15 protein-coding genes and 1 pseudogene are annotated in these 15,854 nt (G+C 30.1%); 10 read left to right on the top strand and 6 right to left on the bottom strand.

The window, feature by feature from the left end:
• Window positions 1–88 precede the first annotated feature (88 nt).
• A pseudogene (locus ACSHW5_RS15825) lies at window positions 89–412 on the top strand (YoaK family protein); the annotation flags it as partial.
• Window positions 413–472: 60 nt separating this feature from the next.
• Here the strand turns inward: ACSHW5_RS15825 and ACSHW5_RS15820 are convergent.
• Entirely contained in the window at window positions 473–871 is a 399-nt protein-coding gene (locus ACSHW5_RS15820; protein WP_435677122.1) for an acyl-CoA thioesterase, read from the bottom strand.
• Window positions 872–1,041: 170 nt separating this feature from the next.
• On the opposite strand from ACSHW5_RS15820, the gene dnaA reads away from it, so the two are divergent.
• From dnaA to ACSHW5_RS15805, 3 genes are all read left to right on the top strand, one after another.
• The gene (gene dnaA, locus ACSHW5_RS15815; protein WP_435677121.1) at window positions 1,042–2,469 is read left to right on the top strand and encodes a chromosomal replication initiator protein DnaA; all 1,428 of its coding nucleotides are present in this window, start codon (window positions 1,042–1,044) and stop codon (window positions 2,467–2,469) included.
• 39 nt (window positions 2,470–2,508) lie between these two features.
• Window positions 2,509–2,961 carry a low molecular weight protein-tyrosine-phosphatase gene (locus tag ACSHW5_RS15810; protein WP_435677120.1) on the top strand — a complete coding sequence of 151 codons (453 nt, stop codon included), beginning with the start codon at window positions 2,509–2,511 and terminating at the stop codon, window positions 2,959–2,961.
• A gap of 154 nt (window positions 2,962–3,115) precedes the next feature.
• A complete protein-coding gene (locus ACSHW5_RS15805) occupies window positions 3,116–3,823 on the top strand; it encodes an SAM-dependent methyltransferase (RefSeq protein ID WP_435677119.1) in 708 nt (235 codons plus the stop codon).
• Here ACSHW5_RS15805 and ACSHW5_RS15800 read toward each other — a convergent pair whose 3' ends face one another.
• From ACSHW5_RS15800 to dapF, 4 genes are all read right to left on the bottom strand, one after another.
• A complete protein-coding gene (locus ACSHW5_RS15800; RefSeq protein ID WP_435677118.1) occupies window positions 3,824–4,375 on the bottom strand; it encodes a peptidoglycan-binding protein LysM in 552 nt (183 codons plus the stop codon).
• Window positions 4,376–4,783: 408 nt separating this feature from the next.
• Window positions 4,784–5,809 (bottom strand): endolytic transglycosylase MltG, encoded by a 1,026-nt coding sequence (mltG, locus tag ACSHW5_RS15795; protein ID WP_435677117.1) that lies wholly within the window; start codon window positions 5,807–5,809, stop codon window positions 4,784–4,786.
• Between the two features lie 31 nt (window positions 5,810–5,840).
• Window positions 5,841–6,362 (bottom strand): GNAT family N-acetyltransferase, encoded by a 522-nt coding sequence (locus ACSHW5_RS15790; RefSeq protein WP_435677116.1) that lies wholly within the window; start codon window positions 6,360–6,362, stop codon window positions 5,841–5,843.
• A 118-nt stretch (window positions 6,363–6,480) separates the two neighbouring features.
• Window positions 6,481–7,251 (bottom strand): diaminopimelate epimerase, encoded by a 771-nt coding sequence (gene dapF, locus ACSHW5_RS15785; protein ID WP_435677115.1) that lies wholly within the window; start codon window positions 7,249–7,251, stop codon window positions 6,481–6,483.
• A 133-nt stretch (window positions 7,252–7,384) separates the two neighbouring features.
• Here dapF and ACSHW5_RS15780 point away from each other — a divergent pair, with 133 nt between their 5' ends.
• The 3 genes from ACSHW5_RS15780 (at window position 7,385) to ACSHW5_RS15770 (ending at window position 11,207) form a co-directional block, all read left to right on the top strand.
• A complete protein-coding gene (locus tag ACSHW5_RS15780) occupies window positions 7,385–8,773 on the top strand; it encodes a S1C family serine protease (RefSeq protein ID WP_435677114.1) in 1,389 nt (462 codons plus the stop codon).
• A gap of 270 nt (window positions 8,774–9,043) precedes the next feature.
• Complete coding sequence (locus ACSHW5_RS15775) at window positions 9,044–10,486, top strand: glyceraldehyde-3-phosphate dehydrogenase (protein WP_435677123.1); 1,443 nt, start codon at window positions 9,044–9,046, stop codon at window positions 10,484–10,486.
• A gap of 322 nt (window positions 10,487–10,808) precedes the next feature.
• A complete protein-coding gene (locus tag ACSHW5_RS15770; RefSeq protein WP_435677113.1) occupies window positions 10,809–11,207 on the top strand; it encodes a hypothetical protein in 399 nt (132 codons plus the stop codon).
• Between the two features lie 157 nt (window positions 11,208–11,364).
• Here ACSHW5_RS15770 and ACSHW5_RS15765 read toward each other — a convergent pair whose 3' ends face one another.
• Entirely contained in the window at window positions 11,365–12,027 is a 663-nt protein-coding gene (locus tag ACSHW5_RS15765) for a hypothetical protein (RefSeq protein WP_435677112.1), read from the bottom strand.
• 273 nt (window positions 12,028–12,300) lie between these two features.
• On the opposite strand from ACSHW5_RS15765, the gene ACSHW5_RS15760 reads away from it, so the two are divergent.
• The 3 genes from ACSHW5_RS15760 to ACSHW5_RS15750 all read left to right on the top strand — a co-directional run bounded on the left by ACSHW5_RS15760 (window position 12,301) and on the right by ACSHW5_RS15750 (window position 15,671).
• Window positions 12,301–12,816, top strand: coding sequence for a hypothetical protein (locus tag ACSHW5_RS15760; RefSeq protein WP_435677111.1), 516 nt, complete (start codon window positions 12,301–12,303; stop codon window positions 12,814–12,816).
• A 15-nt stretch (window positions 12,817–12,831) separates the two neighbouring features.
• Complete coding sequence (gene ligA, locus ACSHW5_RS15755; protein WP_435677110.1) at window positions 12,832–14,829, top strand: NAD-dependent DNA ligase LigA; 1,998 nt, start codon at window positions 12,832–12,834, stop codon at window positions 14,827–14,829.
• A 98-nt stretch (window positions 14,830–14,927) separates the two neighbouring features.
• On the top strand, window positions 14,928–15,671 hold the full coding sequence (locus ACSHW5_RS15750; RefSeq protein WP_435677109.1) for a DUF4294 domain-containing protein: 744 nt from the start codon (window positions 14,928–14,930) through the stop codon (window positions 15,669–15,671).
• Window positions 15,672–15,854: the final 183 nt, after the last annotated feature.

Raw genomic sequence — 15,854 nt, 5'->3', positions numbered from 1 at the left:
AGGTAAAGAAATTTTAAATTTTCTTTACCTCTTTTTAATCCTAAATTTATTTTTATAGCTTACTTCTGAAAGTGCCTCATTAGTTTCAAAAATATCTAATGCGGTTGTTAGAACAACACATTTAACGGGGCTTTTTACAGATTTAGGAATAGAACTATCTCAATTGTGTTTTTCAGAATCGTATCCTCATAAAGAAAAAATTAAAGCTACCATTAAACTTAGACTTTATATTATTTGCTTCTTTTTTCTGGGCGGATTAATTGGTGGATTTTTGTACTCAAGAATCGATTTAAAATTGAATACTTTAATCTTTGGTGTGTTAATTTTGTTAATAAGTCTGTTTTATGATGATTTTAGATATGGCTTAATTAGAGCCAGAAGAAAATATCAACAAAAAAAAACGACACCATAAAATACTAAACACGGTTCATAACTTTTTTAGTTTTTATCAAACTTGGTAAAAAAAAGATGATTAATACCCCAAACCTGTTAATAAATAATCCGGACAACGGGTTGGTTTCATCGTTTTACTGTTCATAAAAGCCAAAATAGAACTACCTGTGCAAATTAATTCGTTATTCTGATTTACAATTTCATATTCAAATTCAATCTTAACCATGGGCTTTTTCTTTAGAAAGGTTTTTATGGTTAAAACATCATCATAGAAGGCAGATTTTATAAATTTAAAATTAATAGAAATTACAGGAAGCATTATCCCATTGATTTCCATATCTTTGTAAGTGACACCTAAAGTGCGCAGCCATTCAGTTCTCCCTAGTTCAAAGAATTGTGCATAATTTCCGTGATAAACAACCCCCATTTGATCAGTTTCTGAATATCGAATTCGTGTTTTTGTTGATGAATTTTTCAAAAGATTTAAACAATTATATTTTTACCATTTTACGTAAAATATAATTAATAATCAATAGCTGATTCATTTTTTTATACTGAATTTTATTCACATTTTTGTATTGCTATTGAAAACGAGTAAAAATTCTATTTTTTACCAAAATAATTAACTTAAAAATTTACTATAATTAGATGAGTATAACTGCTGAATCAGTTTGGAATGAATGTTTGACCTTTATAAAGGACAACATTAAACCGCAAGCTTATAAAACTTGGTTCGAGCCTATAAAGCCAGTAAAACTTTCAGGAGAAGTATTAACAATTCAGGTGCCGAGTAAATTTTTTTATGAATGGTTAGAAGAACATTACATAAAATTATTGCGTGTTGCATTGGTAAGACAATTAGGAAATGATGCCAAATTGATTTACGATGTAAAGATGGAAAACAATTATAGCAGTAACAGACCACAAATTGTTAAAATTCCTAGTTCTAATAGAAATCCTTTAAAACCTCAAAAAGTAACGGTTCCTTTAGAGTCTCAAAAAAGAGAATTAAGAAATCCGTTTATAATTCCAGGATTACAGAAAGTAAAAATTGAGTCTCAATTAAATGCCAACTATAATTTTGTAAATTTTATAGAAGGAGATTCTAATAGGTTGGCGCGTTCTGCTGGTATGGCAGTTGCTAACAAACCAGGCGGAACTTCTTTTAATCCGTTATTAATTTATGGCGGTGTAGGTTTAGGAAAAACTCATTTAGGGCATGCAATAGGTGTAGATATAAAAGACAAATATCCAGATAAAACCGTATTGTATATTTCTTCAGAAAAATTTACACAACAGTTTATAGATTCTGTAAAATCGAATACTAGAAATGATTTTATTCATTTCTATCAAATGATAGATGTATTAATTATAGATGATGTTCAGTTCTTATCTGGTAAAGCAGGTACACAAGATGTATTCTTTCATATTTTTAACCATTTGCATCAAAATGGAAAACAGGTAATTTTAACTTCGGATAAAGCACCTGTAGACATGCAAGATATTGAACAACGTTTATTATCTAGATTCAAATGGGGATTATCTGCAGAGTTGCAAGCGCCAGATTATGAAACTAGAATTTCTATCTTACAAAATAAATTGTTCAGAGATGGTGTAGAAATGCCAGAAGACATTATAGAATATATTGCAAAAAACATAAAATCTAACGTTAGAGAATTAGAAGGTGTTGTTATTTCTATGATTGCACAAGCGTCTTTTAACCGAAGAGAATTTTCTGTAGAATTGGCAAAACAGATTGTAGATAAATTTGTAAAAAATACCAAGAAAGAAGTTTCTATAGATTATATTCAGAAAGAAGTTTCTAAGTACTTTGATATGGATGTTGCTACATTACAATCTAAAACACGTAAACGCCATATTGTGCAAGCAAGACAATTGGCCATGTTTTTTGCCAAACGATTAACCAAAACATCATTGGCAAGCATTGGCAATCAAATTGGGCAAAGAGATCATGCTACTGTTTTACACGCTTGTAAAACAGTAGACAATCTTACAGAAACGGACAAACAGTTTAGAAAATACGTAGATGATTTAACCAAAAAGTTAACGTTCTAAGAGGTTGGTTAAAAAAATATTATATTAATTTTTATTTTGATGAAAAAAGTATTGATGGTTTGCTTGGGGAATATTTGTCGTTCTCCATTGGCAGAAGGCATTTTACAATCAAAAGTTAATGCTGATACCGTTTTTGTAGATTCTGCAGGAACGGGTGCATATCATATCGGAAATCAACCAGATCAACGTTCTATTGATGTTGCAGCTACATACGGCTTAAATATTAAAAATCAAAGAGCAAGAAAATTTGTAGTACAAGATTTTGAAGAATTTGATATTATTTATGCCATGGATGAAAGTAACTATTATAACATACTTTCATTGGCTAGAAATAAAGATGATGAAAAAAAAGTACAACTGATTTTAAATGAAATACATCCCACTAAAAATTTAAGTGTTCCAGATCCATATCATGGAGGAAATCAGGGTTTTATAAATGTGTATAAGATGTTAGAGGAAGCTTGTGCTGTTATTGCAAACAAGTTATCGTAAACACCTAACTGGGTGTTCTCTGTAAAAACGTGAAATAGAAAATCATAAACTAGAAAATTATACGTTTTAAGTTGTATAAATTTATACTATTAAAACTTAAAAATTACTTTTTTATCAGTAATAATCTGCTAAAAAAGTATCTAAAAAACAAACAATGATTGGTAAACTATATTTAATCCCCACTACTTTAGGAGAAACTGAACCTTTAGAAGTAATGCCTTTATCAGTTAAAAAAGTTGTTGAACAAATAGATTATTATATTGTAGAAAATGAAAAATCTGCAAGAAGATTTATAAAGAAAATTTCGCCTAAAAAATCGCAACCCTCTTTGCAATTACTGTTGTTAGATAAATATGCAGAAGAGATAGAAACAAGAAGTTATTTAGATGTTTGTAAAGAAGGAATTAATATAGGATTACTTTCAGAAGCCGGTGTGCCAGCTATTGCAGATCCTGGTGCAAGCATTGTAAAGTTAGCGCATCAAAAAAACATACAAGTTGTACCGTTAGTAGGTCCTAGTTCTATTTTATTGGCAATGATGAGTTCTGGTATGAACGGACAAAATTTTGCTTTTAATGGCTATTTACCCATCGATAAATCCGATAGGAAAAGAGCCCTTAAAGATTTAGAAAAATTATCTCATGATAAAAATCAATCTCAGATTTTTATAGAAACTCCGTATAGAAACGATAAAATGTTTGCTGATTTAAAAGCAATCTTAGCACCAAATACTCATTTGTGTATTGCTGCAGATATTACGTTATCTTCAGAATATATTAAAAGCATGACAGTGCAAGAATGGAAACATCAGCAACCAGATTTACATAAAAAACCAGCTATTTTTATTATTCATAAAGAATAATTAAACAGTAGCATGTATGTTTGCTTCAATAATAGAAACATTATAACCGCCAAATTTCTTTAGATAAGATTTTATTGTTGCGCCATACGCATCAGCAAAACCTTCAGAACCATTGCTGCGTAAATATATTTTTACATTTCCTGCACCACTTAAGTGTGCAGCAGCTAAAATGCCCGATTCAGTTATTTTTACTCCATTTATGGTTTTTCCTACAGAACGTTGTATGTCTTTTCTTAAAATCCATTTGTTTACCTTACACAAAGCAATAAAAGCTTTTTCTTGTAACTCAGGATTTTTTAAAAAGGCTTTTGTGTCATAAATTCTAAAACGTTCTAAAGTTGTTCTTCCGAATTGATATTTACCTAAATATCCTAAGCTGTTTACAACTGTATAGTTTCCTTGAGACTCTTTAAAAGCTAATGCTTCTTTAAAGGCAACAAAATTTCTTTGCAAATAAGGAATGTTGTAATTGATTGATTTCGGATATATAATCCTCCTAGATTCACTTGTTTCTTTATCAATAGTAGTAGCATTGGTAAAACCTAAAAACAATATGAATAATATAAAAAACTTTTTGATATTTTATAATCTTTCTGTTTTGCGGGCACAAAGATAGTGCTCATTTTAAGTATACTGATAATCAATATGTTAAAATTTATAAGAATTGTAAAAAACAAAATTTAAGTCTTAATTTTGTTTTAATATCTAGAAAAGCAATAGGTATTTTTGCTAAGTTGATAATAAAAACGGGTATTTCAGCTATATTTATATTTGTGTTTTTCTTTACGATAACGTAATAGATGCTATAATTTGAGAAATTACATCATTTTAGACTCGCAAAAAAGTCAGATTTCTGCTTTTTAAAGTATTTGTTGTTCATTTTCTGAAAAATAAAAAGAATGTTTTTGTGGGTAAAAAGACCACTTTTATTTGTATAACAAACATACTTTTGCAAACAAACTATCTGTTAACTCCTTGTTTACTAAGCCAAAGCTGATATTTTGCCGCATTTCTATTATGTTGTGTTAACGTTTTTGCAAACTCATGAAAACCAATTTTATCAATACTAGCACACATATAATAATAGTTGTGTTTTTGGGCGTTTAAGACAGCATCTATGGCAGAAATATCTGGCATAGCAATTAAAGTAGGAGGTAAGCCTTTATTCATGTAAGTATTATATGGAGAGTTTATTTTTAAATCTACCGTTAATACTCTTTTTACTACATAATCTTGTCCTTTTACTTCTTTAACGCAATAAATTATGGTAGGGTCTGCTTGCAAGGGCCAACCATTCTGTAATCTATTTAAATACAACCCTGCAACAATAGGTCTTTCTATATTTTGAGCAGTTTCTTTTTGTACTATTGAGGCCAACGTACTTACTTCATCTTTAGATAAATTTAATTTTTTTGCTTTTTGTAACCTACTTTCATTCCAGAATCTCTTATAAGCAACTAACATTTTTGATCTAAATTTTTCCGGAGAAACGGTCCAATAAAACTCATAGGTGTTGGGAATAAAAATTTGAAGAACAGATTTTTCTGATAAGTTATTTTTTGATAAAAAAGCCTTGTCTTTAAATGATGTTAAAAGCGCTATAGAGTCCGTTTCTAATTGTGCTGCAATTCTACCAGCAAATTTTTCTAAAGTATCTTGATTGTTAAAAGAGATTTTTAAAGGGGTTTGTCTGCCACTTCGCAGCATATTTACAAGATCATTGTTAGACATGCCTTTTACTAAAACATATCTTCCTGCTTTAGGTTCAGAGAATTTTTTTCTTGCAGAAACCCAAAGAAAAGTATCCGGACTGTTGCTAAACTTTTCTAGTTTGTTTTTTACATCTACTAAGTTATCTGTAGCGTTTACAAAAAGCACGTGGTCTTCTGTAATTGCTTTTCCAAATATTTTTTGATAATAATTATAACTTATTATTCCGCCTACTAAAAAAATAAAGGCTACTATATAAATAATTTTTTTGCTCAATGGTACGTTTTTTTAAAAGAGTGTAAAGTTACTATTTTATCAATTGAAATAATATTTCATCTTTAAAAATTCCTTCAGAAAAAATCCAATCTTTTTTTATGCCTACTTTTTTAAAATTATGTTTGGTAAAAAGCGAAATACTATTTTTATTATCTGTGGTAATATTTGCAAATAGTTGATGCAAGTGTAAGTATGAAAATGTATAGTTGATTAAAAGTGATAAAGCTTCTGATGCAAATCCTTGTTGTTGATAGTTAGGGTGAATTAAAATACCAATTCCGGCTCTTTTATGTTGCGGATTAAAATCAAACAAATCAATCATACCTATTTGTTTTTTTGTTGATTTTTCTTCAATAAGTAAACGTAGTTGTTTGCTTTCGTAAATATCTAAATGTGCATTTTCTAAATACTGTTTTAGAAGGTATTTAGAAAAAGGAGTTTGAGTATGGCTCACTTCCCAAAAAGATTCGTTGTTTTCTATTTGATATAGAAATTCTAAATCTTCAGGTTCAAGAGCTCTTAGGTTTATTTTTTTACCACATAGTAACATCATATTCATAGTTTAATCTGGTAATTCTTAAAATAATTGTTTGCAAAAGATTTTTAATACATCAATTCTTTGTGCTATTATACACATTTAAAAACACTAATAATGCTGCATTTTTATATCTTTATAAGGTAAAAACACCTTTAAAAACAAATTTTGCAGGACCTTTTAAAAACACATTTGTGTACACCCCATTTTCTGCGGTAAATGAAACTTCTAAAAGACCACCTTCTACAGGTAATGAAATTAAATTACTTGTTGTTTTTTGTGTTTTATGCATGGCAATTGCCACCGCTGTAACACCTGTTCCGCAAGCTAAAGTTTCATCTTCAACCCCTTTTTCGTAGGTTCGTACTCTAAATGTAGTGTTGTTTATTTGTTCAACAAAATTTACGTTGCTACCAGGATCGTTATAAGAGTATCTTATTTTTTTGCCTTCCTCAAAAACAGGATAATGATCTAAACGATCAACTAGTTGCACATGATGTTGCGTTCCTGTATAGGCAAAAACAGAACTTTCATTCACTTTCACATCATCAACATCTATCATTTTTAAAGAAACAATATCATTTTCTATGGAAGCTTCATGAGGTCCATCAACAGCAATAAAACTTGTTTTTGCGTCTATTATTTTTAAACTTTTAGCAAAAGCAACGGCACATCTACCGCCATTACCACAAAAAGTCTGACTTCCATCGGCATTAAAATAAATCATTTTAAAATCTAAAGTAGCATCATTTTCTATTAAAATAACGCCATCTGCACCCACGCCAAAATGTCTGTCGCAAAGTTTAGAAATGAAAGAAATGTTCTCTTTTGGAAAGGTTTTTGTACGGTTATCTACCATTACAAAATCGTTTCCGGTTCCTTGATATTTATAAAATTCTAAATTCATTAGCACAAAGGTAATAATTTAATGATGATAATTTGTCTGTTAAAAAGCGGTTAAAGTGAGTTAAAATGAAGTTAAACAGATTTTTTGAATATGTTATAATTGTATATTTGGGTAGAATTAAAAATTAATGATTATGAAGAAATTTTTCGGTTTTTTAGGAATGGCAGTTTTAGGTGGTGCTTTAACATTGGGAGGCTACAAAATGTTAATGAATGACAAAGTAGTTGTAGAAAGAACAATAACCCAACCTATAAAGACAGTTACAGCTAGTTTTAATCCTGCTTTAAACAAGGCAAGTTCAATTGCAAATACTGTAGATTTTACTGTTGCGGCAGCAAATAGTGTGCATGCAGTTGTACACGTAAAAAATACCGCCATAAGAACACAAGCAAATCCGTTAGATATTTTCTTTGGAAATGGAAACGGAACAAGAAAATTTGAACAAGTTGGTACAGGTAGTGGCGTAATTATTTCTTCGGATGGTTATATTGTTACAAACAACCATGTAATAGATAATGCAACCGCTTTAGAAATTACTTTAAATAATAAAAAGAAATACGCTGCTGAGTTAATTGGTACCGATAAAGAGAATGACATTGCATTGCTAAAAATTGAAGCAGATGAAGAGTTACCTTATATACCGTTTTCTAATTCTGATGAAATAAAAATTGGTGAATGGGTATTGGCCGTTGGAAATCCGTATAATTTAACTTCTACAGTTACAGCAGGAATTGTAAGTGCAAAAGGAAGAGATTTAGAAGGCAATTCTGCTATAGATTCTTTCATACAAACAGATGCGGCTGTAAATCCAGGAAATAGTGGAGGTGCTTTGGTAAATACAAGAGGAGAATTGGTGGGTATAAACACGGCAATCTCATCTAGAACGGGTTCTTTTATTGGGTATTCTTTTGCGGTTCCTTCTAATATTGCTAAAAAAGTGATTGACGATTTATTAGAATTCGGAACTGTGCAAGAGGCAATTTTAGGAATTAATATCGATAATTCTGATCAAAGTATTGAAGGTGTTAAAATTAGTTCTTTAACTGAAGGAAGCGGAGCAGAAGTATCTGGTTTAAAATCTGGAGATGTTATTAAGAAAGTAAATAATGTTAATATTTCTAAATTTTCTGAGTTAAGAGGTCAGTTAACCGCTAAAAGACCGGGCGACTTTGTAGATATTACAGTAGAAAGATCTGGAGATTTGCTGACAAAAAAGGTGAAGTTGACAAAGAAAAATATCTTTGCTTCTAAATCGTTTAATATTTACTTAAAAGATTTACCTAAAAAAGACCAAAAGAAATATGACATTACTGGCGGTGCAGTAATTATTCAGAATAGAAATAAAAGTTTAGACTATTATGGCGTAAAAGAAGGCTATATAATTACTAAAATTAATAAGAAAGCTGTAATAGATGCTGCAGATGCGGCTAAAACATTAGACGCTGTAAACGGTAAAGGAAATCCGGTATATTTAGAAGTTATTAATTTAGAAGGACAAAAAGAGCGTTACGCTTTTAGATAATTGTAAATAGTAAGAAAGCTTTTAAAAGCTACTATTTTAGAGACCTGATAGGGAAAACCTGTCAGGTCTTTTTTTGTGTTTTTATTTTATCTTCCTATTTAAAAAAAAAGAGTAGGTAGACTTATTTATACTTTTTATTGGTTTTAACTTATTTGTAAACTGTATGCTATACAACTAACTAGTAATCTCTTTAAAAATAATCACGAAATCGATTTCGTATATTTAAAAAAAGAAATACTTTTGAAAAAAAATAAATTTAGTTTTAAAAGTATGTCGGCAAACTTAAATTACGAAGAAGAAGTTTTATCAGAAGCTCAAAACAGAAGAACTACAGTAGAATTTATAACTATTGTAAATGATTTATGGTATGATAAGTCTATTGAATTGGTATTGTTTAAAAATCCTTTAGTAGATAAAAGAGCAAGTGAAGTATTAAATCTAATAAACTATGCAAAAGAGTTTGTTAGCAAACCAATAACTATTAAGGATGCATTAGATATTGCAAAAGCAATACAGCAAATAGATTTACCATCCTCTAAATTAGATATTGGTAAATTAGCCTATGAATGTTATTTACAGCCAAAGAAATGTAAAGATAAAGTTGCTTTTGTTCAACATAAATTAAAAGACGCCAAAACGTATAAAAACATAGAACCAAAAGATGTAGTTTTATATGGTTTTGGTAGAATTGGTAGGTTATTAGCAAGAGAATTAATGACCAAAATGGGCAAAGGTTCTCAGTTAAGATTAAGAGCAATTGTTACTCGCGGACCAATAAATGAAACCGTTTTAGAAAAAAGAGCTTCCTTATTAAGTGTAGATTCTGTTCATAGAGATTTTTTAGGCACCGTACAAACAGACCCAGAAAATAACGCATTAATTATAAACGGAACAACCGTTTTTATGATTTCTGCAAACAATCCGGAAGAAATAGATTATACAAAATACGGAATTAAAGATGCATTAATAATAGACAATACCGGCGCTTTTAGAGACAAAGAAGCGTTAAGCAGACATTTAAAAGCAACCGGAGCAAGCAAAGTTTTAATTACAGCACCAGCAAAAGGAATTCCTAATATTGTACACGGTGTTAATCATAAACAATACAATCCAGATAAAGTAGCTATTTTTTCAGCAGCTTCTTGTACCACCAATGCAATTACGCCGGTTTTAAAAGTTTTAGAAGATAATTTTGGCATTAAAAAAGGACATTTAGAAACCATTCATGCATACACAAACGACCAAAATTTGGTAGACAATATGCACAGTAAATATAGACGAGGTAGAGCTGCAGCCTTAAACATGGTTATTACAGAAACAGGTGCTGGCGCAGCTGTAGCAAAGGCAATTCCTGCTTTAGAAGGTAAATTAACCTCAAATGCAATTAGAGTTCCTGTGCCAAACGGATCATTAGCAATTTTAAATTTACAGTTAAATACCATGGTTTCTAAAGAACGTGTAAACGCAATAATTAAAAAATATGCTTTAGAAGGCGATTTGGTAGAACAAATAAAATATTCTTTAGACAATGAATTGGTTTCTTCAGATATTATTGGTACAACAGCGCCGGCAATTTTTGATAGCAAAGCCACCATTACAGACAAAGAAACCATTGTAATTTATGTTTGGTATGATAATGAATATGGCTATTCTCATCAAGTAATCAGACTGGCAAAACACATAGCAAAAGTAAGAAGGTTTACGTATTATTAACTCTATAATAGTAATATTGGGCATAAAATAAACACTTTGTTAGCCGTATTCTCTATTGTTTTTTAGGAGCTAATACCGGCTTTCCGTTCTATCTTTTTTTAGATTCAATTACTGCAAAAGCAGTAATTGAATCTAAAAAAAGGATGCCACTGCAATCCGGGCTAAACGTGTTTGCCAGCAAATTGCAAATTATAAATGCCATTTTTTACAAAGCATTCTAGGTTTTATCAATCCAAAGCTGTGAAACTTTTGAAAACAAACACTTTCATAAAAGTATTGTTATTTCTATTTTTGTTTGCTTATTTTTGAATAAAAAGTAAACATGAAAAAATTTTTCTACTCCCTTTTGTTGTTGCCAAGTTTTATAGTAGCACAAATTTCAGATTTACCTAAAAAACCTAAACCAGGTAAATGCTATTTTAGGTGTTCTCCTCAAGATTTTAATTATTCCGTTCCTGTCAACAAAAATAAATTATGGACAGAAATTGAATGTTCTGAAGTTAGTACTAGAACCAAGAACAATGACAAAGCTAAAGATCTCAGTTTTTATGAATATCAAAATTTACTAAAAGATACCGGTTTTGATGTAGAAATTTCGGGTATTGTAGATTTAAAAACGGTAAATGCACATAATAAGTATTTAAAAATTTTAAAAAAGAATCCTAAAAGAAGAGCGAAAATTTTATCTAATTTAAAAGAGAAAAAGCTTTCTAAAAAGTAGTTTTTCAGAAAGCTTGTTTGTGGTTTTAGAAAGTGTAGAAACCAAATGATTTATCATCATAATTCCTGCTTCTAAATTAGTATAAAACTACTTGTTTTAGTAAAATGTTAAATAGAATACTTACATAACAACAGAGCAGAAGGTTGCTAAATATTTTTTAATCTTCTTCATAAAAATCAATATTCGCCTCAAATTCTTCATTTAGAAATTCATCTTTGCTCATAAAATACTCAGAAGTAGTAAACCTATACGTGTTGTCATTTTTTTGTAAAAACCAAATAATATCAGCGGCTTCTTTAAAAGCTACTTTGGCATGTAACTGTTGGGCAAACAATCTTATGATAATGTTATGACTATCTAAATTATTAGCAAAAGATTTTAAAACAATTTCCTTTGTAATTGTAGTATCGGCATTTCTTAATGGTTTTATTTCAAAATCTACAATAGTGGCTTTTGTGTTTGGAAATTTACCATTAAAGGCTTTGTACAAAAGTTGATTTATAATAAACAATGTTTTATGCAACTCTATTTTAGGATATTCTTCAGAAATTTTATCAACCAACATTTCATACGAAAGAGAGTCTATTTGCCCTTCAGTTAAATGGTCAGACAATTTATAATCTAACACAACACGCGCTGCTTCACTTGGGTCTTTATCAGAAATTGCCATAAAAAGCAATTCTCTTAATTCTTTTAAATCATGTACATCATTATTAGCAAAATCAAATCGTATTAAAAGTTCTTTATAATCTTCAATACTCCAACTGTTTTCTAAATCATCAACTGTAGAAATTTTGTGTATTTTTATGGCGTATTTCATTTTTTTATATCATTTTTTAATGGGTATATAGTATATAAATTTTTCAATTCAAAAACAAGTGTTTAAGTAAATAATTTTATAGTTGTTTTGATGAAATAACAGCTTATATATTTTAGAATATGTACACGTTTTATGTATTCCTAATTTTTATATAAACCTTAGAATTTTAATGTATTTATGTAGTTTGTTTTTGTTTTTTATTGGGTAAAACAAACCTTTGTTTCAATGCCTCTTTTTACTATTTTTACCAGTCTAATTAAGTACTTTTATAAAATGATTTCTAAAGAAAAATTACCCTATTATCAAATACCAGAACCATCAACAGAATATACTGCAGGTACAAGTACAAGTAGAATGATAGATGGTTTAGGGTTTAGGTATTATTGGGCAACAGAAAATTTGTCGGCATCAGATTTGGCTTTTAAACCAAATTCAGAAGCAAGATCAATAGAAGAAACTGTAGATCATATTTATAATTTATCACTAAGAGTTTTAAATGCAACCTTAAAAAAAGTAAACGGTGGGCCAGAACCAACCATGACTTTTTCAGAAAAAAGAAAAAAAACCTTAGAAAATTGCTTACAAGCAAGTACTATTCTTAAAGAAAGTAAAGATGTTTCTCAATACAAAATACTGTTTCCAGAAAAAGAATTGCCTTTTTGGTGTGTAATAAACGGACCTATTGCTGATGCAATTTGGCATGTTGGTCAAATAGTGTCATTCAGACGTTCATCTGGAAATCCGTTTCCAAAAGGAGTAAATGTTTTATTAGGTAAAAAGCAAGATTAATTTTTTTAGTATAGAATGACAAATCAACAAAAAATACAACAACTTAGAAACGAATTAAATACACATAATTATAATTATTATGTGTTGGACAATGCTACAATTTCAGATTTCGATTTTGATATAAAGCTGAAGGAATTAGAAAAATTAGAATTAGAAAATCCAGAGTTTTTTGACGCAAATTCGCCAACACAAAGAGTTGGTGGAGAAATCACTAAAAACTTTAAAACAGTTACACATAAAAACAGAATGTATTCTTTAAGCAATTCGTATTCTAAAGAAGATTTGTTAGATTGGGAAGAAAGAATACAAAAAGTTTTGGGTACAACAGATGTAGCGTATACTTGTGAATTAAAATTTGATGGAGCTTCTATTAACTTAACTTATGAAAACGGCGAGTTTGTAAAAGCGGTAACACGTGGCGACGGTTTTCAAGGTGATGATGTTACTGCGAACATAAAAACAATTAGGTCTTTACCTTTAAGTATAAAAGCAGATTTTGTTAGAGATTTTGAAATGCGTGGAGAAATTATTTTACCAATAGATGGTTTTAATAAAATGAACGAAGAACGTGTAGAAAATGGAGAAGAAGAATACAGAAACCCAAGAAATACAGCCAGTGGAAGTTTAAAATTGCAAGATAGTGCAGAGGTTGCCAAAAGACCGTTAGATTGTTTGTTGTATCAAGTGGTAACGCAAGAGCGTAAATATAAAACGCATTTCGAGAGTTTGGTAAACGCTAGAAAAGTTGGTTTTAAAGTTCCAGAAACCATCACTTTGGTAAAATCTATTGATGAGGTTTTTAATTTTATCAATAATTGGGATGTAAAAAGACACAATTTACCTTATGAAACAGACGGAGTTGTAGTAAAAGTGAATAATTTACATCAACAAGACGAATTAGGCTATACAGCAAAATCACCAAGATGGGCAATTGCATACAAGTTTAAAGCAGAACAGGTTTCAACTATTTTAAATGAAATTACCTATCAAGTGGGCAGAACAGGTGCAATAACGCCAGTAGCAAATTTAGAACCTGTGCAATTGGCAGGTACCACTGTAAAAAGAGCTTCGTTGCACAACGCAGATCAAATAGAAAAATTAGATATTAGAGTAGGAGATACTGTTTTTGTTGAAAAAGGTGGAGAAATTATTCCAAAAATTATTGCGGTAGATTTTACTAAACGTCCGGTAGATTCAAAACCTACAATATATGCTACCAATTGCCCAGAATGTAATACAGAATTGGTAAGAACAGAAGGCGATGCAAAGCATTATTGTCCAAATGAGTTTGGTTGTGCGCCTCAAATTACCGGAAGAATTCAGCATTTTATTTCTAGAAAAGCGATGGATATTGATGGCTTAGGAGGAGAAACTGTAGATTTGTTGCGTAAAGAAGGACTCATTCAAAACTATGCAGATTTGTATGATTTAACGGTAGAACAAGTAATTCCGTTAGAAAGAATGGCAGAGAAATCTGCTCAGAATATGATTGATGGTATTCTAAAATCAAAAGAAATTCCGTTTGAAAAAGTATTATTTGCACTCGGCATTCGTTTTGTAGGTGAAACAGTCGCAAAAAAATTAGCCAAACATTTTAAGTCTATAGATAATTTATTGTCCGCAGATTTCGAAACCTTAATTTCTGTAGATGAAATTGGAGATAGAATAGCACAAAGTATTTTAGATTTTTCTTCCAATTTAGCAAACATTCAATTCATAAATAGATTAAAAGCTTCAGGAGTACAATTAGAAGTTTCTGCAGAAAGTTTAGAAAATCAAACAAACCTATTACAAGGATTAATTTTTGTTGTTTCAGGCGTATTTCATCAAATGAGTAGAAACGAACTTAAAAAAGCCATAGAAGATAACGGCGGAAAAGTAAGTTCGTCAATTTCTAAAAAAACAAATTTTATAGTTGCAGGAGATAATATGGGACCATCAAAATTAACAAAAGCGCAAGATTTGGGAATAGAGATTATTTCTGAACAAGATTTTATAGATAAGATTGGGTAAAAACATCAAAATTAAAACAGAATTCAATTTTGGACTCTTTATTGCAATCATAAAAATTGATATTTCTAATGGTTTTAAGGTATTAAAATAAACAAAGCTTGAAAAAAATCTTATACTTATATATAGTATCAATTTCATTCCTCACTTTTTCACAAAAAAGAGAAGTAGATTCCTTGCCAAAATCTTTAGATGAATACGTTTTTGTAAAACCTGGAGATACATTAACCGTTCAGCTGAATGAGTTCTCTTTATTTCCAAAGCGTAAATTCGAATCAAAAGAAGATGTTCGCTACTACTTTTGGTTTCGTAGAAAAGTATTTAAAGCCTATCCGTTTGCAATATTAGCGGCCAAAAGATTAGATTCTTTAAATGTTAGATTGCAAAGAATAGCGTCAAAAAGCAAACGTAAAAAGTATACACGCCAAGTTCAGAAGTATATAGAAGAAGAATTTACAGAACAGATGAAAAAAATGACTACCACAGAAGGTAGAGTTTTAATAAAATTAATTCATCGCCAAACGGGTCAAACGGCATTTAATACCATAAAAGGTTTAAGATCTGGTTGGAAAGCATTTTGGTACAATACCACGGCAAATATTTTTAAGCTCTCATTAAAGACAGAATACCACCCAGAAACTATAAATGAAGATTTTTTAATTGAAGATGTTTTACAACGTGCTTTTCAAAATGATAAGTTAGAAAGGCAAGATTCAAAACTTCAATTCGATTTTCCTAAGATTATTGCAGAAAGAAAAGCAGCCATCAATGTTGAAGAATACAAATTAATGTTTGCCAAGATGAAGAAGCGAGGGAAAGTGAGAAATAAAAAGAGTACAAAATAATTTTATGGAGGTTCCCACGCAAAAAAGCGTGGTCGGGCTTTACGTTGCAATCTTTTTGTGCTGATTTATGTCAATAATTGTACAGAAGTCCTATTTGTAGCTTTTTTTATAGCCTCAACAAATTCAATATATGCACAAAAAGGATTTCCACTGCAATCCCTAACCCGGGCAATGGGCATTTTA

This window comes from Polaribacter sp. (assembly GCF_051251875.1).
Lineage (GTDB): Bacteria > Bacteroidota > Bacteroidia > Flavobacteriales > Flavobacteriaceae > Polaribacter.
This window is presented reverse-complemented; position numbering and strand designations above follow the sequence as displayed.

Excerpts from the sequence above, each read along its gene's own strand:
- dnaA (WP_435677121.1), top strand. The coding sequence starts at position 1,042 with ATGAGTATAACTGCTGAATCAGTTTGGAATGAATGTTTGACCTTTATA.
- ACSHW5_RS15810 (WP_435677120.1), top strand. The coding sequence starts at position 2,509 with ATGAAAAAAGTATTGATGGTTTGCTTGGGGAATATTTGTCGTTCTCCA.
- ACSHW5_RS15805 (WP_435677119.1), top strand. The coding sequence starts at position 3,116 with ATGATTGGTAAACTATATTTAATCCCCACTACTTTAGGAGAAACTGAA.
- ACSHW5_RS15790 (WP_435677116.1), bottom strand. The coding sequence starts at position 6,362 with ATGATGTTACTATGTGGTAAAAAAATAAACCTAAGAGCTCTTGAACCT.
- dapF (WP_435677115.1), bottom strand. The coding sequence starts at position 7,251 with ATGAATTTAGAATTTTATAAATATCAAGGAACCGGAAACGATTTTGTA.
- ACSHW5_RS15780 (WP_435677114.1), top strand. The coding sequence starts at position 7,385 with ATGAAGAAATTTTTCGGTTTTTTAGGAATGGCAGTTTTAGGTGGTGCT.
- ACSHW5_RS15775 (WP_435677123.1), top strand. The coding sequence starts at position 9,044 with ATGTCGGCAAACTTAAATTACGAAGAAGAAGTTTTATCAGAAGCTCAA.
- ACSHW5_RS15770 (WP_435677113.1), top strand. The coding sequence starts at position 10,809 with ATGAAAAAATTTTTCTACTCCCTTTTGTTGTTGCCAAGTTTTATAGTA.
- ACSHW5_RS15765 (WP_435677112.1), bottom strand. The coding sequence starts at position 12,027 with ATGAAATACGCCATAAAAATACACAAAATTTCTACAGTTGATGATTTA.
- ACSHW5_RS15760 (WP_435677111.1), top strand. The coding sequence starts at position 12,301 with ATGATTTCTAAAGAAAAATTACCCTATTATCAAATACCAGAACCATCA.
- ligA (WP_435677110.1), top strand. The coding sequence starts at position 12,832 with ATGACAAATCAACAAAAAATACAACAACTTAGAAACGAATTAAATACA.